The sequence below is a fragment of the Micromonospora sp. NPDC006766 genome, from assembly GCF_040636055.1.
GTDB lineage: Bacteria > Actinomycetota > Actinomycetes > Mycobacteriales > Micromonosporaceae > Micromonospora.
The window spans coordinates 117016-137646 of the sequence record NZ_JBEYIX010000010.1; the positions used below are offsets into that span (position 1 = coordinate 117016).

The 20631-nt window shown below is 71.8% G+C and carries 19 protein-coding genes and 2 pseudogenes; 8 read left to right on the forward strand and 13 right to left on the reverse strand.

What is annotated here, in order from left to right:
* Nucleotides 1–359: 359 nt before the first annotated feature.
* Nucleotides 360–593: pseudogene (locus ABZ671_RS13235) on the forward strand (GNAT family N-acetyltransferase); the annotation flags it as partial.
* Between the two features lie 58 nt (nt 594–651).
* Here the strand turns inward: ABZ671_RS13235 and ABZ671_RS13240 are convergent.
* Together ABZ671_RS13240 and ABZ671_RS13245 are read right to left on the reverse strand one after the other, a co-directional pair.
* Nucleotides 652–1883 (reverse strand): annotated as a pseudogene (locus tag ABZ671_RS13240) (lycopene cyclase family protein); the annotation flags it as partial.
* Nucleotides 1884–1980: 97 nt separating this feature from the next.
* The gene (locus tag ABZ671_RS13245) at nt 1981–2910 is read right to left on the reverse strand and encodes a sigma-70 family RNA polymerase sigma factor (protein WP_357856073.1); all 930 of its coding nucleotides are present in this window, start codon (nt 2908–2910) and stop codon (nt 1981–1983) included.
* A gap of 193 nt (nt 2911–3103) precedes the next feature.
* Between ABZ671_RS13245 and ABZ671_RS13250 the strand changes: the two genes are divergently transcribed.
* Nucleotides 3104–4243: an amidohydrolase family protein gene (locus ABZ671_RS13250; protein WP_357856076.1), complete on the forward strand. Its 1140-nt coding sequence runs from the start codon at nt 3104–3106 to the stop codon at nt 4241–4243.
* Nucleotides 4244–4317: 74 nt separating this feature from the next.
* Here the strand turns inward: ABZ671_RS13250 and ABZ671_RS13255 are convergent, their stop codons facing one another.
* A complete protein-coding gene (locus tag ABZ671_RS13255; RefSeq protein WP_357856079.1) occupies nt 4318–5580 on the reverse strand; it encodes an MFS transporter in 1263 nt (420 codons plus the stop codon).
* 87 nt (nt 5581–5667) lie between these two features.
* Here ABZ671_RS13255 and ABZ671_RS13260 point away from each other — a divergent pair, with 87 nt between their 5' ends.
* Together ABZ671_RS13260 and ABZ671_RS13265 are read left to right on the forward strand one after the other, a co-directional pair.
* A complete protein-coding gene (locus ABZ671_RS13260; RefSeq protein ID WP_357856082.1) occupies nt 5668–6189 on the forward strand; it encodes a pyridoxamine 5'-phosphate oxidase family protein in 522 nt (173 codons plus the stop codon).
* A gap of 179 nt (nt 6190–6368) precedes the next feature.
* Complete coding sequence (locus tag ABZ671_RS13265) at nt 6369–6743, forward strand: hypothetical protein (RefSeq protein ID WP_357856085.1); 375 nt, start codon at nt 6369–6371, stop codon at nt 6741–6743.
* A gap of 148 nt (nt 6744–6891) precedes the next feature.
* Here the strand turns inward: ABZ671_RS13265 and mgtA are convergent, their stop codons facing one another.
* Nucleotides 6892–9444, reverse strand: coding sequence for a magnesium-translocating P-type ATPase (gene mgtA, locus ABZ671_RS13270; protein WP_357856088.1), 2553 nt, complete (start codon nt 9442–9444; stop codon nt 6892–6894).
* A gap of 278 nt (nt 9445–9722) precedes the next feature.
* Here mgtA and ABZ671_RS13275 point away from each other — a divergent pair, with 278 nt between their 5' ends.
* The gene (locus tag ABZ671_RS13275; RefSeq protein WP_357856091.1) at nt 9723–10229 is read left to right on the forward strand and encodes a hypothetical protein; all 507 of its coding nucleotides are present in this window, start codon (nt 9723–9725) and stop codon (nt 10227–10229) included.
* A gap of 186 nt (nt 10230–10415) precedes the next feature.
* Entirely contained in the window at nt 10416–10970 is a 555-nt protein-coding gene (locus ABZ671_RS13280) for a class F sortase (RefSeq protein ID WP_357856094.1), read from the forward strand.
* A 16-nt stretch (nt 10971–10986) separates the two neighbouring features.
* Here the strand turns inward: ABZ671_RS13280 and ABZ671_RS13285 are convergent, their stop codons facing one another.
* Nucleotides 10987–11985: an aminoglycoside phosphotransferase family protein gene (locus tag ABZ671_RS13285; RefSeq protein WP_357856097.1), complete on the reverse strand. Its 999-nt coding sequence runs from the start codon at nt 11983–11985 to the stop codon at nt 10987–10989.
* Between the two features lie 103 nt (nt 11986–12088).
* Complete coding sequence (locus ABZ671_RS13290) at nt 12089–12709, reverse strand: disulfide bond formation protein DsbA (RefSeq protein WP_357856149.1); 621 nt, start codon at nt 12707–12709, stop codon at nt 12089–12091.
* A gap of 240 nt (nt 12710–12949) precedes the next feature.
* Here ABZ671_RS13290 and ABZ671_RS13295 point away from each other — a divergent pair, with 240 nt between their 5' ends.
* Together ABZ671_RS13295 and ABZ671_RS13300 are read left to right on the forward strand one after the other, a co-directional pair.
* Nucleotides 12950–13351, forward strand: coding sequence for a hypothetical protein (locus tag ABZ671_RS13295; protein WP_357856100.1), 402 nt, complete (start codon nt 12950–12952; stop codon nt 13349–13351).
* 420 nt (nt 13352–13771) lie between these two features.
* A complete protein-coding gene (locus ABZ671_RS13300) occupies nt 13772–14200 on the forward strand; it encodes a YchJ family metal-binding protein (RefSeq protein WP_357856103.1) in 429 nt (142 codons plus the stop codon).
* Between the two features lie 40 nt (nt 14201–14240).
* Here the strand turns inward: ABZ671_RS13300 and ABZ671_RS13305 are convergent, their stop codons facing one another.
* Genes ABZ671_RS13305 through ABZ671_RS13335 form a run of 7 tightly spaced genes read right to left on the reverse strand, consistent with a single transcriptional unit; the run spans nt 14241 to nt 20523 of the window.
* Nucleotides 14241–14786, reverse strand: a complete 546-nt coding sequence (locus ABZ671_RS13305; RefSeq protein WP_357856107.1) for a gluconokinase — start codon at nt 14784–14786, stop codon at nt 14241–14243.
* Nucleotides 14776–16005 (reverse strand): D-mannonate dehydratase ManD, encoded by a 1230-nt coding sequence (gene manD / locus ABZ671_RS13310; RefSeq protein ID WP_357856110.1) that lies wholly within the window; start codon nt 16003–16005, stop codon nt 14776–14778. Before manD ends, ABZ671_RS13305 begins: the two co-directional genes overlap by 11 nt.
* Nucleotides 16006–16028: 23 nt before the next feature.
* Nucleotides 16029–16982, reverse strand: coding sequence for a sugar kinase (locus tag ABZ671_RS13315; RefSeq protein WP_357856113.1), 954 nt, complete (start codon nt 16980–16982; stop codon nt 16029–16031).
* A complete protein-coding gene (locus tag ABZ671_RS13320) occupies nt 16979–17602 on the reverse strand; it encodes a bifunctional 4-hydroxy-2-oxoglutarate aldolase/2-dehydro-3-deoxy-phosphogluconate aldolase (protein WP_357856116.1) in 624 nt (207 codons plus the stop codon). Before ABZ671_RS13320 ends, ABZ671_RS13315 begins: the two co-directional genes overlap by 4 nt.
* A 4-nt stretch (nt 17603–17606) precedes the next feature.
* Nucleotides 17607–18755, reverse strand: a complete 1149-nt coding sequence (dgoD, locus tag ABZ671_RS13325) for a galactonate dehydratase (protein WP_357856119.1) — start codon at nt 18753–18755, stop codon at nt 17607–17609.
* Between the two features lie 5 nt (nt 18756–18760).
* Entirely contained in the window at nt 18761–19576 is an 816-nt protein-coding gene (locus tag ABZ671_RS13330; RefSeq protein WP_357856122.1) for a carbohydrate ABC transporter permease, read from the reverse strand.
* Nucleotides 19573–20523, reverse strand: coding sequence for a sugar ABC transporter permease (locus ABZ671_RS13335; RefSeq protein ID WP_357856125.1), 951 nt, complete (start codon nt 20521–20523; stop codon nt 19573–19575). The genes ABZ671_RS13330 and ABZ671_RS13335 overlap by 4 nt, the downstream gene beginning before the upstream one ends.
* Nucleotides 20524–20631 lie beyond the last annotated feature (108 nt).

Below are 20631 nucleotides of genomic sequence, written 5' to 3' on the forward strand. Positions count from 1 at the left end.
ATATTATGTGCAACAAGATCGCCGTAGGAGGAGGACCCGCCCCCGTGCTCGACGCCGCCGCCACCACCGACGAACTGGTCATGGCCTGGGGTCGGGGCTGGGCGGTGTCCCGGCGCGCCCCCGCACCGGTGCCGGTCCCCGGCGGATTCCGGGTGGACGTGGGGCTCCCCGGCCACCGGGTCCGGCACGTGCTGCACAGTTGGGACGCCGCGTCGCTGGGCCGACTCGGCCGGGCGCTGACCGTCCCCGGCAGCTGGATCAAAGCCGCCGGTGACCCGGCCGCATTCCACGCCGCCCTGCCCCCGCGCTGGCGCAGCGACCTGCCCGGCCACCTGATGACCCACACGCCGCGCCCCGGCATGGCCCCGCCACCCGCCCCATATCGGCTGGAGATCACCACCACCGGCGGGCTGACCGTGGCGACGGTGGTCGACCCGACAGGCGCGACGGCCGCGTCCGGGCAACTCGGCCTGGCCGGCGGGCACGGTGTCGTCGACCAGGTCAGCACCGACCCGGCACACCGGCGGCGTGGCCTCGGCACGGTCGTGATGGCGGCGCTCAACGACCACGCCGCCCGGCACCAGGTGCACACCGGCATTCTGGTGGCCACCGACGACGGCCGGGCACTCTACGAGCGCCTCGGCTGGGCCGTCCGGTCACCGATCGCGGTCGCGTACCTGCCCGAGGACGAGCCCACGGCGTAGCCGGGCGCGCAGCCGGTCGACGGCGTCGCCGAACACCGCACCGGCCATCGGCAGCACCGGGCTGGACCGCATCACCGCCAGTTCCTCCCCCGGCGTGGTGGCGCCGTCGAGGAACCGCAGCACCCGCTCGGGCGGATTGCGCTCGAACAGCCGCGCAAAGAACTCCACCCCACCCACATGCCCCCGATCCAGGGCGCGCAACGCCACCGCGTCCAGCCACCGGTGACGCCGGGGATACGCGGGCGCCGGCACCGGCGGCCGACCAGCCGCGAGCGCCCGGGCGACCTGGTCGGCCTGCCGCAGCATCGCCGAGAACGTGAACCCGGTCGACGGACGGGTGGCACCCCCGCCAGTGCCGAGCCGGACCACCCGGGGCGACGGGCGGGGCACGAACGGGCCGTCGGTCATCGGAATGACACCGTTCTCCACCTCACGCACCCGCAGCGCGCCCAGGTCCAGGCCGAGCAGGCCGGCGTACCCGCGCAGCGCCGCGTCGTACGCCGCGTCGGTGAGCACGGCCGGGGAAAACTCGGTGTACTCGACCAGGGCGTACCGGTCGTCGACCGGGAGCACGTAGCCGAAGGAGACGCCCCGGGCCGGCTGCGGCGTGCGCAAGTCCATCAGCACCGCCCGGCCCGGGTCGAAGGTGGGCCGCTCGGCCGCCAGCCACCAGCCCCGGAAGTGCTGCGACCAGTTGGTCCGCCCGGGGCGCCGGGGCGGGCGGGGGCGGGAGTCGAGCACCCAGCCGGCCCGCAGCAGCATCCGCCCGTTCGGGTCGTGGACGGTCACCCGCTGCCCGTCGTCGCGCAGGTCGCCGACCGGTACGCCGAACCGCACCACGCCCAGCCGGCGCTCGGCCACGGCAGCCCGATCGTAGACCGGGGCGGAGCGCAGCATCGCGTACCGCAGCGGGTCCAACGGCAGGACGCGGCGGCCGGCGAACGTGACCACCTCGACCCGCGACCAGCTGGCGCTCAACAGCGGGTCGAGGTCCCCGCCGGGAACGCCCCAGAACGCCCAGGTGCGATCCTGACCGCGCTTGCGCACCGGGTCGACCACGGCGACCCGCAGGCCGGTCACGCCGTGCCGGTCCAGAGCGGCCAACACCAGCGACGCGGCGCCACCGCCGCCCACCAGCGCGACATCGACCTCGACGGGTGCTGCGTTCACCCCGGCCACGCTGCCACACCTCTGGCCCACCACGCCAGGGCAATTTGCCCCGGTATGCCGCAGGAAGGCGAGGGGCGGGCACAGCAGGAGCAGAGCAGGTCGAAGCTCACGGGCAGTGGATCCGCGCGAGCTTGTCCGGGTTGGTGACCGAGTAAACCCCGCACACCTGACGACCGCCGGGGACCAGGTCCAGCACCAGGACGGCGAGCGGGAACCCACTGTCGAAAAGCACCGCGGAAGGGTCGCCGTTGACGCGCCGGTAACGGACGTCGAGGCTGCCGACGTTGGCCGCGACGGCCAGCAAGGTGTGGGCGACACTGACCCGGCCGTGGATCGGCTGCAGACTCGTCGCCGGGCCCTTCCCGCCGCCGTCGGTCCACAGAGTCACGTTTGGCGCGAGGACCTCAAGGAGAGCTTCCAGGTCACCACCAAGCGCGGCGGCCAAGAACCGCTCGGTGACCTCGCGGCGCAGCCGGGGATCGGCGTGGCAGCGGGGACGCCGGGCGCGCACGTGCTCGCGTGCGCGGTGCGCGAGCTGGCGTACCGCGGCGGGGCTGCGGCCGAGCATGTCGGCGATCTCGGTGTGCGCGAAGCCGAACACCTCGTGCAGGACGAAGACGGCGCGCTCGGCCGGGGTGAGCGTTTCCAACACCACGAGCAGCGCCATCGAGGCAGAGTCGGCCCTGACCGCCGGGTCAGCGGCGTCGCTTCCCCCGCTGGTGTCCCCCAGCGCAGCGATGACGGGTTCGGGTAACCACTGCCCGACGTAGGTTTCCCGCCGTCGGTCGATTTCGGCCCGTCTGGCCAGGGCCTGGTTCACCGCGATCCGCACCAGGTAGGCGCGTGGGTTCTCGACCTGCTCCACGTCGCCCCGGCCGGTTCGGGCCGCCCAGGACAGCCAGGTCTCCTGCAGCACGTCTTCGGTGTCGGCGACACTGCCGAGGATGTTGTAGACGACCGAGAACAGCAGTTCCCGATGGCCGACGAAGACCTCGGTGACCCGGCCGGTCACCTCGCGTCGGGACTGCTCGGTCATGCTGGACGCCTCCTTAGCCGGTTTGCCTGATGAGAGGTACGCCGACACCGCGAGTGTGACGCGCTCCGGACAACTGTGATCCACGCCTCCAGGACCGGCGCCTCATGTCACACACCGGCCCCGTTCCGCCTCTTGGGTCGCGTAACGCCGAGGCAGGCCACCTCGACACAGGACGCAACCCAGGAGGACCGACATGCGTACCCTTATCCGTAATGCACGGGTGTTCGACGGCGAGCGGAACACCCCGCAGGCCGACGTCCTGATCGACGGGGACCGGATCGCCGAACCCGACGGCCGCCCGGCCCAGGTCGAGGTCGACGGGTCCGGCAAGACCCTGCTTCCCGGCCTGATCGACGCCCACACGCACACCTTCGACGGCAGCCTCGCCCAAGCGCTGGCCCACGGCGTCACCACCGAGTTGGACATGTTCTGCCTGCCCGACAACCTGGCCAGACAGCGTGACCTGGCCACCGGCAGCGACAACGTGGCAGACCTGCGCAGCGCCGGGATGCTCGCCACCGCCCCAGGCGGACACCCCAGCCAGCTGATGGCCGGGTTCGACGCCTCGACAAGAGAAGCGTTCGGCGACGCCGTCGGCGCGTTCGACACCGTCGCCAACCCCGCACAGGCCAAACGGTTCGTCGAAGCACGACTGGCGGAAGGCATCGACTACCTGAAAATCGTCGTCGACGACGGCGCGGTGCACGGCGCCGAACTGCCCGCCCTGACGCCGGAGGTCGTAGCCGCGCTGGTCGAGGCCGCACACGCCAACGGACTACAGACCATCGCCCACGCGATCACCGCGCGGGAGGTCGCCATCGCGCTGGACGCCGGCATCGACGGCTTGGCCCACGTGTACGCCGACGCCGGACCCGACGACCCGGCCGGGTACGAGCTGGCCCGCCGGATCGCCGCGCACGACGTGTTCGTCGTCACCACGCTGGCCTACTTCGAGGCGATCACCGGCCAGGTCGGAGCAGCGGACCACGCGCTGCCCGGCTGCGCGGACAACACCGTCCACGCCGCCCGGACCCTGCATCGAGCCGGCGTGCCGCTGCTGGCCGGCACCGACGCCAACCCGTTCGCCCCCGTACACGGCGCCGCCATGCACCGGGAATTGGCACTGCTCACCGAGGCCGGGCTCAGCAACGAGGAGGCGCTCGCCGCGGCCACCAGCGTGCCCGCCCGCCACTTTGGCCTGGCCGACCGTGGCCGCATCGCCCCAGGGCTGCGTGCCGACCTCGTACTCGTCGACGGCGACCCGACTCACGACATCGCCGCCATCAGCTCCATCGCTGACGTGTGGCGCCGCGGCGTCCGTCAGCCCCGATAACAACGCAACAGGCACCGCAGACTACGGGCGGGCGGCGTTGGAGCATCACATCCAACGCCGCCCGCCTCGGCGCCCTACGCGACGCTCGCGGGTGTTTCCGAAAGCGGGGCAGGCTCGGCGTACGCGGCGGCAACCGTCGCCCGGTCGAAGACCCGCCAGGTCATCGCGATCACCACCAACGCCACCACGAACCCCACCCAGTACGGCGCGGTGATCCCGAACCGGCCGGCAAGCACCCCACCCAGCAGCGCGCCGACACAGTTGCCACCCGCGGCGATGAACAACGTCGTGCTGCCCACCCGCCCCTGCAGGGCGGCCGGGGTCAACCGCTGACGTAGCGAGTTCGACACCATGTTCCACAGCGCGCCGTGCACCCCGAACGCGAACAGCCCCACCCCGACCACCACCGCGCTGCGGGAAGCGGCCAGGACCAGGTGCAGGCCCGCCTCGATCACCAGGCCGATGCGCACCGTCCACGTAGCGGTGATCGCGGCGACGAGCCGGTCCCCGACGGCCGAGCCGAGTAGCCCACCCACCGCCATGCACGTGAACAGCAGGCCATACCCGACCGAACCGAGGCCCAGCCGCTCGGTGGCCAGCAACACCAACACCGCGAGCGCGGCGGTGAGAGTGACGTTCAACAGCCCGATCAGCAGGGCCATGGTGCGCAGCAGCCGCTGCGAAAGCAGCCACCGGAACCCCTCGGCGACCTCCGCCCGCACCGAGCGACGCCCGCCCGGCTCCGGCGAGCCCCGGTACGTCCCCGCGACCAGACCCACCAGCACGGCGCTCAACGCGTACGTGCCGGCGTTGACACCGAACGGAATGGCGGCGGCCACCACGAACAGGAACCCGCCGAGCGGACCGGCGACCATGTTCTGCATCACCTGCGTACCGCCGCCCAGCCAGCCGTTGGCCCGTTCCAGGCGCGACCGGGGCACCACCGCCGGCACAACCGCCTGAGCGGCCGTGCGGAACACCACCTCCCCGGTGTTGATCACGAACAGCACCGCGTACAGCAGCAGAATCCCGGCCCGGCCGGTGACCATCGCCGCGGCCAACACCGCCAGGACCGCCACCCGCACCCAGTCGATGACCACCATCAGCCGGCGCCGGTCGACCCGATCGACAAGCACCCCGCCGGGCAGCGCGAACAGCAGCCACGGCAGCCATCCCACCGCCGCGCCCGCCGACACGACCAACGGATCATCGGTGCGCGACGCGACGTACAGCGGCGCGGCCACCATGGCCATCCCACTGCCCAACGCCGACAGGGTGCTCGCCGCCCACAACCGCGCGAAGCGCCCCCCCAGCCGATTCCCGGCCACCCCCGTCACGGCCAGCGAACCTACCAGGGCCTGCGGCTCCCCTCGACCGGGTTACGCCGAGGACCGACGCGCTGCCACCGAATGGGACAATCACGCATGCCCGTCACCAATCCCTGGCTCGCCGGCCCCTCCCCCACCGCCCGCCTCGACCGCGACCGCCTCGAGGAGCGCATCCTCAACCTGCTGTCCTCGCAGAACATGTGCGTCCTGGCCACCACCGGCCCGGACGGGCCGCTCGCCACCCCGGTCCGCTACTTCCACCTCGACTTCACCCTGATGTTCACCGCCGTGGCCAGCTCACCGAAGATGCGCAACATCGCCGCCGACCCGCGCGTTTCCATCGGCGTCTTCGCTCCCCTGGTCGGTCAGGCCAGCAGCCGCGGGGCACAGGTCTTCGGCCGGGCCCGGGTGCTCCAGGCCGGCGACCCCGACTTCGCGCACCACTGGTCCGCGTACCGGTGGCAGTCCGACCATGTGGAGCGGTCCCGGTCGTTGGACGAGCCGCCGACCGGGCCGCTGATCGTGGTGCCGGCGGAACGGATCGTTTACACCGAGCATTGGCTGCGCCGCGACGGGTACGCACCCCGCCAGTTCTGGCGGTCCGCCGAACCCGGTTGACGCCGGACGTCAGGCACCACGCCGTCAACCAGCCCGCCCGGCACAGGTGCTCGGCCTGCACCAGAACGGATGATGGCCGGCCAGGCGGTGTCGCGCCGACGACCGAGGGTTGGTGCGACACCCACTTGAAGTCATGATCGTGGCATGCCAAGCTGGGCTGCTTCCCCCAGGAGGCGGCGATGAAGCGGTGGCGGCGACCCCGGGCGGGCGCCCTCGTACTCCTCGCGGTGCTCGCGATCGGAGCGGTGCCGGTGGCCCGCGATCTACTCTGGCCGGTCACCGAGAAGGTTCCCGTCGAGGCGTACGACATCACCGACGACCCTCATGTGATCGTGGCGCTCGTCGAAGCCCACCCCGACTTCGTGGTGCATCGAGCGACGGCGCAGGAGGATGCCGCCACGGTCGTTTTGTACGTCTCGATGCGTCCGCCCTCGCGCTCGTGGTCGGGCGGTGACTTCACCGCGACCCGGTCCGTCCGGATCCGGCTAGACCTGCCCCTCGCCGGCCGCGAGGTGCGCGACGGTTGGCTCGGCGTGACCGTCCCGGCGCGCTGACTCGGGCACCGCACCGCACCGCACCAGCGGGCGGCCGTTCGGAGATGTCATCACTGGCGTTGAGCCGGTCGTTCAGTTCCGTCACAGCCTCTGTCACACCGGCTAGAGCATCCTAGGAGGCTAGGTCCTCGACTGGTCGGCGGAACGGTCAGTGACGCGACGACGCGGGCCGGGTCGGCAGGTGGTCGGGGGGCATGCGTCGTTTGGTGAGTTCGTTGACCGCGACGTACGCGGCGGCGAGCACACCGAGGGCGGCCAGGATCGGACCCGGTGGCGGCGCGAGGCCGAGGGGTTTGGCGAGTGGGCTGTACGGCAGGGCCACGGTGACCGCGGCGAGCAGCGCGCCGGTGCCGAGCAGGATCCCCGACGGGCGACTGCGCAGGAAGGCCCGGTTGGTGCGCAGCACCATCAGCACGATGATCTCGGTGACGGTGAACTGGATGAACCAGGCGGCCCGGAAGACGTCGGTCGGGGTGTGCCACCACCAGCGCAGCAGGGCGAGTGCGGCGAGGTCGAAGACGATGCTGATGGTGCCGTAGACCAGCATGAATCGGCGGATCGCGCGGACGTCGACGGCCCGCGGGTGTTGCAACTGCTCGGGATCGGCGTGGTCGGTGGAGATGGTGGTGTAGGGGATGTCGGAGAGAAAGTTGAGCAGCAGCACCTGACGCGGCAGCAGTGGCAGGAACGGCAGAATCAGCGTCGCGATGCTCAGGCTGACCACGTTGCCGAACGAGGCGCTGGTGTTGACCCGGATGTATTTGAGGGTGTTGGTGAACGTACGCCGGCCGAGCGAGACCCCGTCGGCCACGACGTCCAGGCTCTTCTCGAGCAGGACGATCGCGGCGGCCTGTTTGGCGACGTCGACGGCGGTGTCGACGGAGATGCCGACGTCGGCGGCGTGCAGCGCCGGCGAGTCGTTGATGCCGTCGCCGAGGAACCCGACGACGGCGCCGCGGGCGCGCAACGCGGCCAGGACGCGCTCCTTCTGGGTGGGGTCGACCTCAGCGAACACCACGGTGTCGGCGGTCCGGGCGGCCAGGTCGGCGTCCGGGCAGGCGGCGATGTCGGCGCCGAGCATGGGCTCGCCCGTTAGGCCCACCGTGGCGGCGACGTGTGCGGCGGCGTGCCGATTGTCGCCCGTGATCAGTCGTACGGAGATGCCCATGCGGGCCAACCGGTCGATGGCCTGCGGCGCGTCGGGCTTGGGTGGGTCCTGGAAGGTCAGCATGCCGACAAGGGTCATCCGGGTCTCGTCCGCCAGGGTGGCGGTGGTCGCGTCGGGCATGGGTCGGACGGCGACGCCGAGCACCCGGTGCCCCTGTGCGCTGAGTTCGGCGAAGCGCCGCTGTATCGCTTCGCGCACCTCGTCGAGGGGTACGTTGCCGTGGTCCGCGCGGGCCGTGTCGCACACGTCGAGCACCGATGACAGCGCTCCCTTGGTGATCAACAGTTGGGTGCCCTGGTCACGGACCAACAGCGAGAGCCGCTTGCGGGTGAAGTCGTAGGGGACCTCGGCGATCCTGGCGTGCTCGTCGGCGGGCGGCTGCCCCGCCATGATCGCCGAATCCATGGGGTTGTGGAAGCCCCGTTGCAGGCCGGCGTTGAGTCGGGCGAGGCGGCCCACCTCCTCGTCGGGGCGCCCGTGGACGTCGAGGCTGGTGCCGAGGGTCACCGTCCCGGCGGTCAGGGTGCCGGTCTTGTCGGTCAGCAGCACGGTCATCGCGCCGAAGTCCTCGATGGCCTCGAGTCGCTTGACGATGACCCGTTTGGCGGCCATCATCCGCGCCCCGGCGGACAGGCTCACCGCGACGATCGCCGGAAGCATCTGCGGGGTGACGCCGACGGCCAATGCCAGGGAGAACAGCAGGGAGTCGATGATCGGGCGGCCAAGCAGCAGGTTCGCCGCGAAGATCGAGGCGAGCAGCACCACCATGATGCGGACCAGCAGCAGCCCGAAGCGGGTCAGGCCGCGCTGGAATCCGGTAGCGCCCGGGCGGGCACCCACCCGGGCGGCCACGCCGGCGAAGGCCGTGCCCCGGCCGGTCCGCATCACCACGGCCCGCCCGTTCCCGCTGACCACGTGGGTGCCCATCCACAGGGCGTTGGTCCGGCCGGCCAGGTCCGCGTCGGCGGAGGTCTCGCCCGGCGTCTTCTCCACCGGGAACGCCTCCCCGGTGAGCGCCGACTGGTCCACCTGCAACCGCTGGGCGTCGATGAGACGGCAGTCCGCCGGCACCACGTCCCCGGGGCACAACACCACCAGGTCGCCGACGACGACCTCCGGTACGGCCACCGACACCTCCCGGCCGTCGCGGATCAGTTCCACCCGTACCCGCACCCGCGCCTGCAACGCGTCGACGGCGCGTCCGGCGGCGCGTTCCTGCCAGAAACCGAGCCCGCCGCTGGCCACGATGATGGCCAGGATGATCGCCCCGTCGGTGAGATCGCCGAGGGCCATCGACAGCACCGTCGCGGCGACCAGGATCAGGATGATGGGGGTGGTGAACTGGGCCAGCAGCAACCGCCACCCCCGCCGGCGACCCACCTCGACCTGGTTGGGGCCCTGCTCCCGCAGCAGCCGGGCGGCCTCGGCGTCCGTGCGTCCCTGGTCGGTGGCCCGGACCGCCCGCAGCGCCTCGGGCAGTCGCCCGGCCCAGAACGCCCCGGTCCGCTCCTGTGGGCCGCCTCCCGACTCCACCCGCCCCCTCCGGACCGCCTCGGCGGGTGTCTGCCCCGCCCCGTGAGGGTGACGCTATCCAGGCGCGGCGGCGTTACGCGGCGGAACCGGTCAACCGCCCGGCCGCGCACCCGCCACTTCCCCGGCGACAAAACATGGGACGGCAACGAAGATTTCTCATTTACGCCGACCGACCGCCGCAACCCTCCTAGTGTTGGCCACACCGGTGCTAGTCACGGAGTTGGCCACCCGAACGACGTCCCACGCAGTCAGCGGACGAAAAGTGAGGGAAGACGCGGATGAAGGCACAGAGAAGTTTCGGATCGGCGGCGGTCGGCGTGGGCCTCGGCGCACTCCTGCTCCCGGCCGCCGCGCTCGCGGACACGACGGTCTCACCCGCCACCACCCCGGTCGGCGGGACGGTCGTGCTCACCACGACGGAGTGCAACCCGGCGACCGGTGACGCGCTCTTCCACGTCACCGGGCCCGACCGGGACGAGAACATCCGATCCACCACGGCCGCGGCCGGGGGCGGGCTCAGCGCCGAACTCTTCACCGCCGGGTTCACCCTCGGCACGTACACGGTCACCACCACCTGCGGTGACGGGAGCAGCGGCGGCTCGGCCACCTTCACCGTCACGGCGATCGGCGCCACCCCGATCGGTGGCGCCCCGGCGGGTGCCGGCGGCAAGGACGGCGACACCGGAGTGCTCCTCGCGGGCGGCGCGCTGGCCGCCGCTGCGGTCGCCGGCGGGACGTACGTGCTGGTGCGCCGCCGACGGCGCGGGGCCACCAGCGCCGCCTGACGGCCTCGCCACACCATCCCTGAGCAAGGGTGCCCGCGCCGGGCGACATCCGGCGCGGGCGCCGCTCCACCGTCGGACGGAGGTGGGAACCTGTCGCCGAAGCGCAGCCCCACGGAAGGGCCGTCGAAGACTCGAACTGCCGCCATCGTCGCCGCGGTCACGATCGCCGGAGCCACCGGCACCGGCATGGTCGCCGCCGGTCTCGGCACCACCGCCCTGCGGCCACCGCAGCCGGACGCCTCAGTTGCCCCGACCAGCGAACGCTCCGGTCCGCCCGGGCCGGTGCTGCCCCGCTCCGAACCGGTCCGCGTGACCATCCCCCGCATCGGCGTCGACGCCGCGATCGTCCCGGTCGCCACGGACGACGACGGCGAGCTGGAGGTGCCGCCGCTGGACCACCCGGAGATCGCCGGCTGGTACCGGCGCGGCCCCACCCCGGGTGAGGCCGGCAACGCCGTGCTGGTGGGACATGTGGACTCGCAGAACGGCCCGGCGGTCTTCTTCGACCTCGGCCGGCTACACCCCGGCGACACGGTACGCGTCACCCGGGCCGACGGCCGGCTCGCCACGTTCACCGTGGACGGCGTCGGAGCGTACCCGAAGGACCGGTTTCCCTCCGAGCGGGTGTACGGCCGCGGCGGGGACCCCCGGCTGCGCCTGATCACCTGCGGTGGCCGCTTCAACCCGCGCACTGGCAGCTACCCGGACAACATCGTCGTCTTCGCCACCGCCACCCGCTGACCCGGCACCGAGCCGCTCACTGTTTGTCGAGGTCGGACAGCTCCTCGTCGAGCAGCTCGGGGAGGCGGGTCACCCGCCACGGCTCGGACTCGGCGGTGATCCCCCGGCTCGGCATCTCCACCGTCATCAGCAGGTAGAGATACAACCGGTACAGGCCCAGCCGGCGGCGTACGGCGGCGTCCAGCGGGAACGGCGCGATGGTCCGATATATGCGCACCACCGGGTGGTCCGGTTCGTCCTCGGTGCGCCGGAACAGCTGCGGCGAGACCAGGTCCATCAGCGGATCGCCCCAGAGGTAGCGCTCGCCGTCGACCAGGCCGCTGAGTCGGGGAGCGCCATCCGGGCCGTCCACGGCGAGCACGTTGCCCGCCCAGGTGTCGAAGTGCAGCAGCGCAGGTCGGCGTACCGCATCGAGGACGTGGGCGTGCCGTTCGACCAGTTCGCGGAGCCGGCCTGCCGGCACCGGCAGCGGCACCCGCCAGTCCGCCGCGTCGGCGAGCATGTCGTCCACCATGGCCAGGTAGGCGCCCCGCCAGGTGTCGGCGCAGGCCCGCCCGCCGTCGTAGCCGTAGTGGTCGCCGGTGATGTCGTGCAGCGCGGCGAGCGCGGCGCCAAACTCGGTTTCGACCTTGTCGGTGTCGACGCCGGTCTCGGTCAACTCCCACAGGGTGCGGCCGGGCAGGAAGCCGGTGAGCAGCCAGTCGCCCAGCACCGGGTCGGTGCCGTGGTGCAGCAGCGGTGGGGTCGGGACGGTGGGCGCCCGTTCGGCGACCAGCCGCAGGTAGCGGGCCTCGGCGCCGATCAAGTCACGTTCGTAGCGCAGCAGCGGCACGGACGGCGGCGGCCCCACCTTCAGTACCACGGTCCGCCCGTCGTCCAGGGTGACCCGCCAGACGGCGGCGAACCCGCCGCCGGTCAACGGCGCGCACCCGGTCACCCGGGGCGCGGGACCGAGGGACGCCGCGACGTAGCGACGGACCTGGTCCGGGTCGAGGCGGCGTTGGGTGGGGCTCATGCGGCGCACCCCGCCATGCCGGTGGCTTGCTCAAGCGACAGCTCCATGTCGCGTTCCAGGTTAGTGGCCCGAGCAGCAACGCAGTGTCCCGGAACGAGGCGACTCAGCACTCGATCGGTCGACGGGTCCGCGCCCGCTTCAGCTCGAAGAAGCCGTCGGTGCCGGAGACCAGCAGCACCCCGTCCCAGAGCCGACCGGCCGCTTCGCCACGCGGGATCGGCGCCACGACCGGCCCGAAGAACGCGTTGACCCGGCCGTCGAGGCCGGTGACGTGGATGGTGGGGGTGCCGAGGTCTTCGCCGACCAGCTCCAGGCCGGCGTGGTGGCTGGCCAGCAGGGCCTGATCGTGGTCGGTGGACTCGGCCGCGTCGGCCAACTCGACGGGCAGGCCGACCTCGGTCAGCGCCGCCACGTACAGCTCGCGGCCGATCGGCGCCCGCTCGTGGTGGATCCGGTTGCCCAGCGCGGTGTAGAGGTCGCGCAGCACCGCGCCGCCGACCTTCTGCTCGGCAGCCACGGCCACCCGGACCGGGCCCAGGCCGGGCTTGAGCCACTCCCGGTACCACTCCTCCAGCCCGTCACGTCCCTCGTTGAGCACGGACACGCTCATGACGTGGAAGCGGACCCGCACGTCGCGGACCCGTTCCACCTCCAGCAGCCAGCGGGAGGCGTTCCACGCCCACGGGCAGCGCGGGTCGAACCACATGTCGATGGTCATCGTCATCGTCTCGGTCACGTACCGAACGCTATGCCCGGCAGCGGCCCAACAGCAGAGCCGATCGGTGCGCTGATCATTGGGCCAATTTGTCGACCGTCTCTGGCTCGGCGAATTGATGGGCAGGCCGGTCCACGGTGTTTGACCACCGGCGCGGCGGGAAGACACGCGCGCCGCGTGGGCCGGTCGGCCCGACGTCGCCAGGCGGTACGCCCGCCCGGGCCGCGGCGGAGCAGCGAGGGAGGAGCGATGGCCCAGGCGGTCACCAGACCCAGCAGCGCTCGGAAAGCCACCGGGGCGCGGAAGGCGCCGATGCCGAACAAGGCCGCGGCGAAGAAGGTCGCGACCGCCACCAAACGGGCGACCGGAGCGACCGCGGCCAAGACGCCGGGCGGCAAACCCACTCCGACGACCGCCCGGGCCGCGAAGAAGAAGGACATCGCGGCCACCACCGCCACTCCCACCCGGCGGCCCACCGCCAAGGCAACGGCCGCGAAGAAGGCGGCCACCGCCAAGAAGGCCCCGGCCACCAAGGCGGCGGCGAAGAAGGCACCCGCCACGCGGGCCACCGCGAAGAAGGCACCGGCGAAGAAGGCAACGACCATGGAGTCGTTCGGCAGCCGACGTACGGCCCGCCCGAGCGCCCGCTGAGACCGGGGCTGCACGAACTGTAGCTGTAGGTGACCGTCGCCATTGGAAGCGATTCGTTGCCCTCCGTAACGATGCTGTGGCACCCCGCGCGCGGGGCTGCTATCACCTCAGCCGCGTAACCAGCCGAAACCGGTGAAGCATGGCCAGCACGGAACCTCCCTCATCCGACTTTGCTCTGCACCCACATACGCAACTGAGAACTGTGCGTAAGTGTTGCCTGGATGGCTGCAGAGCAAAGTCGCCCCTGCCCCTGCTGCGGGGTTGCGGGAACTGTCACTGGCAGTGATGACTCGCGGCGCGCGAGTCGTCGCTGGTGGGCTGTCGAGTCCAGCGGAGCCGCCGTGCACGCTATCTTCCACGCGGACGTTGCGGCGCAGCCGCGCACACCCCACGGCCTTGGGCGGTCGCCGCTGCGGCAGGATGGCGGTCGTGGCGAGACGTGGTGCCGGCCGGGGTGCGGCCGAACGGGCGAGCGGGGCCTGCCCCTGCGGGACGGGCCGGCCGTACGCGGGCTGCTGCGGCCCGATCCACCGAGGTGCGGCGACCGCGGCGACCGCCGAGGCGCTGATGCGCTCGCGGTTCAGCGCCTTCGCCCTCGGCGACGCCGACTACCTGCTGCGCAGTTGGCACTTCTCGACCCGGCCGGCCCGGTTGCGGTTGGACCCGGGGCTGCGGTGGCTGCGGCTGGAGGTCCTCGGCAGCGACCGGGGCGGCCTGTTCGACACCGCGGGCGCGGTCCGCTTCCGCGCCCACTACCGCGAGGCCGGCCGCCCCGGCAGCCTGGAGGAGCACAGCCGGTTCGCCCGGGAGGACGGCCGCTGGGTCTATCTGGACGCCATATCCGACTGAGCCCCGCGGCAGCGCGGGGCCCGGCCCGGAACGGCCCCGGTCAGCGGCCGGCGACCGGCTCGTGCAGCGGCAGACCGAGCCGGTCGATCGCCGCCGCGACGAGGTCGTCCGGTGCCGCCGCCACCTGCAGCACCACTCCCGACTCGTCCGGGTCGAGCTGCTCCAGGGTGGCCCGCTGGGAGTCGAACAGGCTCGCCGGCATGTAGTGCCCGACCCGCCGGCTCAACCGGTCCCGGATCAGCTCTGCCGCCCCGTCCAGGTGCAGGAACTCCACCTCCGGTGGCCCCTGCCGCAACACGTCCCGGTAGGCGCGCCGCAGGGCCGAGCAGGCCAGGATGGTGGAGATCCCCTCGGCGTGCCGGGCGGCCATCCAGTCCGCCAGCGCTCGCAGCCAGGGCCAGCGGTCCGCGTCGTTGAGCGGAATGCCGGCGCGCATCTGAGCCACGTGGGCCTCGGTGTGGAACTCGTCCGCCTCGGCGAACCGCAGGCCGGTCAGCTCGCTGATCCCCCGGGCCACCGTCGTCTTGCCCGCCCCGGACACGCCCATCACCACGATGTGCCGGGTGGGGCGACGCTCACCAGTCATGGACGGTGCCGTCCTGGAGCCGGTTGAACGGCAGGTACGCGCGCTGGTAGGGGAACCGGGCTGCGGCCTCCTCGTCGAGTTCCACGCCGAGGCCGGGCTGCTCGCCCGGGTGCAGGTAGCCGTCGGTGAAGGTGAACGACTGGCGGAACACCTCGTTGGTGAGCGGGCCGTGCTGCATGTACTCCTGGATGCCGAAGTTGTGGATGGCCAGGTCCAGGTGCAGCGCGGCGGCCATGCCGACCGGCGAGATGTCGGTGGGGCCGTGGATGCCGGACTTGATCTGGTACTGGGCGGCGAAGTCGAGCAGCTTGCGCATGGCGGTGATGCCGCCGGTGTGGGTGACGGCCGACCGCACGTAGTCGATCAGCTGCTCACGGATCAGGGTCTGGTAGTCCCAGACGGTGTTGAAGATCTCGCCGATGGCCAGCGGGGTGGTGGTGTGCTGGCGGACCAGGCGCAGCGCCTCCTGGTTCTCTGCCGGGGTGCAGTCCTCCAGCCAGAACAGGTCGTACGGCTCCAGGGCCTTGCCGAGCTTGGCCGCCTGGATCGGGGTCATCCGGTGATGCCCGTCGTGCAGCAGCGGCAGCTCGGGGCCGAACTCGCTGCGTACCGCCTCGAAGACGCCGGGCAGGTGGCGCAGGTAGGCGCGGGTGTCCCAGTCCTCCTCGACGGGCAGCGGGGTGCGCTGCGCCGGTTCGTAGTCGTAGCGCTTGCCGTCGGCGCTGGGCTGCGCGGCCACCCCGTAGACGGCGTTGATGCCGGGCACCGAGGTCTGCACCCGGATGGACCGGAAGCCGAGTTCCAGGTGCCGGCGGATCGAGTCGAACAGCTCCGGCAGGTCCCGCCCGGAGGCGTGCCCGTAGGCCATGATCCCGGTGCGGGAGGCGCCACCGAGCAGCTGGTAGAGCGGCATGCCGGCCGCCTTGGCCTTGATGTCCCAGAGCGCGACGTCCACGGCCGCGATGGCGGCCATGGTGACCGGGCCACGCCGCCAGTACGCCGACCGGTAGAGGAACTGCCAGGTGTCCTCGATGCGGTGCGGGTCCCGGCCGATCAGCAGGGGAACGACGTGGTCGGCCAGGTAGGACGCGACGGAGAGTTCGCGCCCGTTGAGGGTGCCGTCTCCCAGCCCGGTCAGCCCCTCATCCGTGGTGATCTTGAGGGTGACGAAGTTGCGGTCAGGGCTGGAGACGATGACGTCCGCTGCGACGATCTTCACGGGTTGCCTTTCTCAGGGGTGGGTCAGCGAATGGTGTCGCCGAGCTGTCCGAAGTCCAGAAGGGACAACTCGTCGCGGCGCGGCAGGGCCTCCCAGTCGCCGTGCCCGGCGACGGCGAAAGCGCCGAGGGTGACCGCGCGGCGCAGCCGCCCGGTCAGGTCGAGTCCGTCGAGGTAGCCGGAGAGGTAGCCGGCGGTGAAGGCGTCCCCCGCGCCGACGGTGTCGACCGCCGTCACGGGCAGCGCCGCCGCCTTCAGCCGGCCGTCCCGGGTGTACGCGCGGGCGCCGTCGCCGCCGAGTTTCACCAGCACGGTCGACACGCCCCGGTCCAACAGGCCGGCCACCACGGTCTGCTCGTCGGCGCCCGGCGCGCCGACCAGGTCCAGCTCGTCGGCGGAGGCCACGACGACCGAGGCGTGGCCGGCGAGCGGGGTGAGCACGGCCCGGGCGGCGTCCCGGCTCCAGAGCTTCGTCCGGTGGTTGACGTCGAGGCAGACCAGCGTCCCGGCGCGGGCGGCGGTCTCCGCCGCCCACGACGTTGCCTCCCGGGCGCTGTCGGACAGCGCCGGGGTGATCCCGGTCAGGTGCAGCACCCGCGCCCCGGCCGCCAGGGCGGCACGCAGGTCGTCGACGCGGAGCGCGGACCCGGCCGACCCGGCCCGGTGGTAGCTGACCCGGGTCAGGTCGGCGGTGCGCCGTTCCAGGAACATCAGCCCGGCCGGACGCTGCGGGTCGCGGGTCACGTGCGCGACCGCCACGCTCTCGGCGCGCAACTGCCGCAGCAGGAACCCGCCCAGCTCGTCGTCGCTGACCCGGCCGGCGAAGGCCGCGCGGTGGCCGAGCCGGGACACGCCGATGGCCACGTTGCACTCCGCCCCGGCCAGGTGCGGGGTGAGCGGGCCGCCGGCCGAAAGGGGCCCGGTCGAGCGCAGCGAGACCAGGGCCTCGCCGAAGGTGAGCAGGTCGACGTCGGTCATGAGACGGCGGCCAGGTAGGCGCGGGCCCGCTGGCGCAGGGCGTCGAGGTCGCCGCCGGAGGCCGCGTCGCCGACCAGGGGGCCGCCCACACCAACGGCGATCGCACCGGCCGCGAAGTAGCCGGGCAGGTCGGCCAGGCCCACCCCGCCGACCGCGACGAACGGGATGTCCGGGAACGGGTCGCGCACCGCCTTCAGGTACGCCGGTCCCCCCACCGATGCCGGGAACAGCTTGATCGCCGACGCCCCCATCCGCATGGCGGTGTACGCCTCGGTCGGGGTGAACGCTCCGGCGGCGACGGGAAGCTCCCGCCGCGCCGCCTCGGGGATGGCTTCGACCACGGCCGGCGTCACCACGAACTGCGCGCCCGCGGCGGCCACGTCGGCGACGTCGGCGGCGGTGAGCACGGTCCCCGCGCCGACCAGGGACCCGGCGGGCGCGGCCGCGCGCAGCGCCTCGACCGCCGACGCGGCGTTCGGCGTGGTGAGGGCCACCTCGACGATGCGTACGCCCTCTTCGAGCAGGGCGGTGCCGGCGGCGATCGCGCCGGCGGTGTCGGTGCCGCGAATGACCGCGAGGATCCGCGCGGCGGCGAGTTCGGAGGTGAGATTGAGGGTCAAGGGATCACCATTCCGCGTAGGAGCCGTCACGGTGCCGCCAGATGGGGCTGCGCCAGGCGTGCCCGCGCTTGTCCGCCACCCGCACCGCGTTCTCGTCGATCTCAATGCCGAGGCCGGGCCCGGTGAGCCGCTCGACATGGCCGTCCACGAAGGTCAGTGGCTCCTTGTCGAGGCAGTAGTCGAGCACCTCGGCGCCGAGGTTGTAGTGGATGCCGATGCTCTGTTCCTGGATCAGGTAGTTCGGCGTGGCGAAGCCGACCTGCAGGCAGGCCGCCAGGGCGATCGGGCCGAGCGGGCAGTGCGGGGCGAGCTGCACGTCGTACACCTCGGCCAACGCGGCGATCTTGCGGACCTCGGTGATGCCGCCCGCGTGCGAGAGGTCCGGCTGGGCGACCGCGATGCCGGCCTGCAGCACCGGCAGGAACTCCTGCCGGCTGTAGAGCCGCTCCCCGGTGGACACCGGGGTGGTGGTGGAGCGAACCAGGTCGCCGATGAGGTGCGAGTTCTCGGGAACCACCGGCTCTTCCAGGAAGAACGGCCGGTAGGGCTCGAGCAGCGGGGCGACCCGGCGGGCGGTGGCGAGGTTGAACCGGCCATGAAAATCGACCGCGACGTCGCGCTGGTCGCCGAGCACCTCGCGGGCCGCGGCGACCCGCTGGACCACCACGTCGAGTTCGGCGACCGAGGCCGCCGGGCTCATCCGGCCCGAGGCGTTCATCTTCACCGCGGTGAGACCCGACTCGACGGCGGCGCTGATCTGGTCGCGAACCTCGCTGGGGTCGTCGCCGCCGACCCAGCCGTACACCCGGATGCGGTCCCGCACCGGGCCGCCGAGCAGCTGGTGCACCGGAGCGCCGTAGTGCTTGCCGGCGATGTCCCACAATGCCTGGTCGAGGCCGGACACGGCGCTGGCGAGGATCGGCCCGCCGCGGTAGAACGAGCCCTTGGTCATCACCTGCCAGTGGTCCTCGATGCGCAGCGCGTCCCGCCCGAGCAGCAGTTCGCTGAGCTGCTCGACGGCGGTGCGGACGGTCTCGGACCGGCCCTCGCAGGTCGCCTCGCCCCAGCCGACGATCCCGTCGGTGGTCTCGACGCGGACGAAGAGCCAGCGGGGGGCGACGAGGAAGGTCTCGATACGCGCGATGGTGGTCATGCTGGTCAGCCCTTCGTGGCGCCGGCGGTGAGGCCGGAGACGATGTACTTCTGCACGAACAGGGCGATCACCATGATCGGCAGGGTGACCACGGTGGCCGCGGCCATCAGGCCGCCCCAGTCGATGCTGGCGTACCCGACGAAGTCGAAGATCGCCACGGGCAGGGTCTTGGTGTCCGCGCCGGAGAGCACCAGGGCGAACATGAAGTTGTTCCAGGAGAAGATGAAGGACAGGATCCCGGCGGTCGCGATGCCCGGCACGGACAGCGGCAGGGTGATCCGGCGGAACGCGCCGATGTGGGTCAGCCCGTCGACCAGCGCCGCCTCTTCCAGGTCCTCCGGCAGGCTGTCGAAGAAGCCCATCATGATGTAGACGATCAGCGGCAGCGACACGAACATGTGGCTGAGGATCAGCACTGTGAAGCCGCCGACCATGTGCAGGTTGGAGAAGACGTAGTACCAGGGCACCAGGAGCGAGACGCCGGGGATGACCCGGGCCATCAGCACGACGAGCGCGGACTTCTTCATGTTGAAGCGGCTCATCGAGTACGCGGCGGGCACCCCGAGCAGGAGGGACAGCACCGTGGCGGCGAACGCCACCCAGAGGCTGTTGCCGATGAACTGGACGTAGTTCGCCTGCTGGAGCACGTTGTGGTAGTTGCCCAGCGTGGGCGAGAAGGCGAACGCCTTGTCGGTGTCGTAGATGTCGACGTTGGTCTTGAACGACGCGGCGACCATCCACAGCAGCGGCGCGATCAGCGAGATCACCACGACGGCCAGCGCCACCGCCCGGAACACCTTGAACGGCCGGCTCGGGTTCATCGCTGCAACCCCTTCTTGCGGTAGGTGAGGGCCCACATCACCCCGATGATGATCAGGAAGAAGATGATGAGAACCGTCGATGAGACGCCGTACTCGTTGTAGTCGAAGCTGAGGCCGTACGCGTAAACGTTGAGGGTTTCCACCTCGTGGAACGACCCGCCGCCGCGCCCCTTGGTGGCGTAGAGGATGTCGAAGGTCTTCAGCGCGTCGATGCCGCGCAGCAGGACCGCGACGATCACGGTGGGCATCAGCAGCGGCAGGGTGACGTGCCGGAACCGCTGCCAGGTGCTCGCGCCGTCGATGAGCGCGGCCTCCTGGGGCTCGTCGGAGAGCGAGGTCAGACCGGCGAGCAGGATCAGCACGACCATCGGCGTCCACTGCCAGATGTCGATGAACATCGTGGTCGGCAGGGCCGAGTTCTGGCCGGCCAGCCAGGGCTGGGGGCCGATGCCGACCCAACCGAGCAGCTGGTTCGCCATACCGATGTTGGGGTCGAAGATCAGCCGCCACATCATGCCGACCGCGACCGGGGTGGCCACCAGCGGCAGGAGGATGGCGACCCGGACCCACTTCTCACCGCGGAACGGCCGCCACAGCAGTAGGGCGATCGCCATGCCGAGGGCCACCTCGACGAGAAGCACGACGCCGGTGAAGAGGACGGTTCGCCCGACCGCCGGCCAGAACCGGTCGGTGTCGGCGAGCACGTCGAGGTAGTTCTGGAAGCCGATGAAGTTGCTCTCGGCGCGTACCGAACCCTCGGCGTCGGTCAGGCTGAGGTATCCGGTCCACGCCACCGGGAAGACGATCAACACGGCGACGAACGCCATGGCGGGTGCCGCGAGGAGCCACTTGCGATGCGCGTTGGCCCAGCGCGACCAGGCCGGATCCGCCACGGGGGTCGGGCGGGCATCAGGCGATCTGGTGACAGGTGTGGTGACGGCTGACATGGGGTCTCCGGTGCTCAGGGCCAGGATCCGGTGCGCGGTGGCGGGGCCGGTCGGCCACCCCCACTCTAGATCTTGCGGGCCATCCGTGGGCCATCAGCTGCTCTGGCC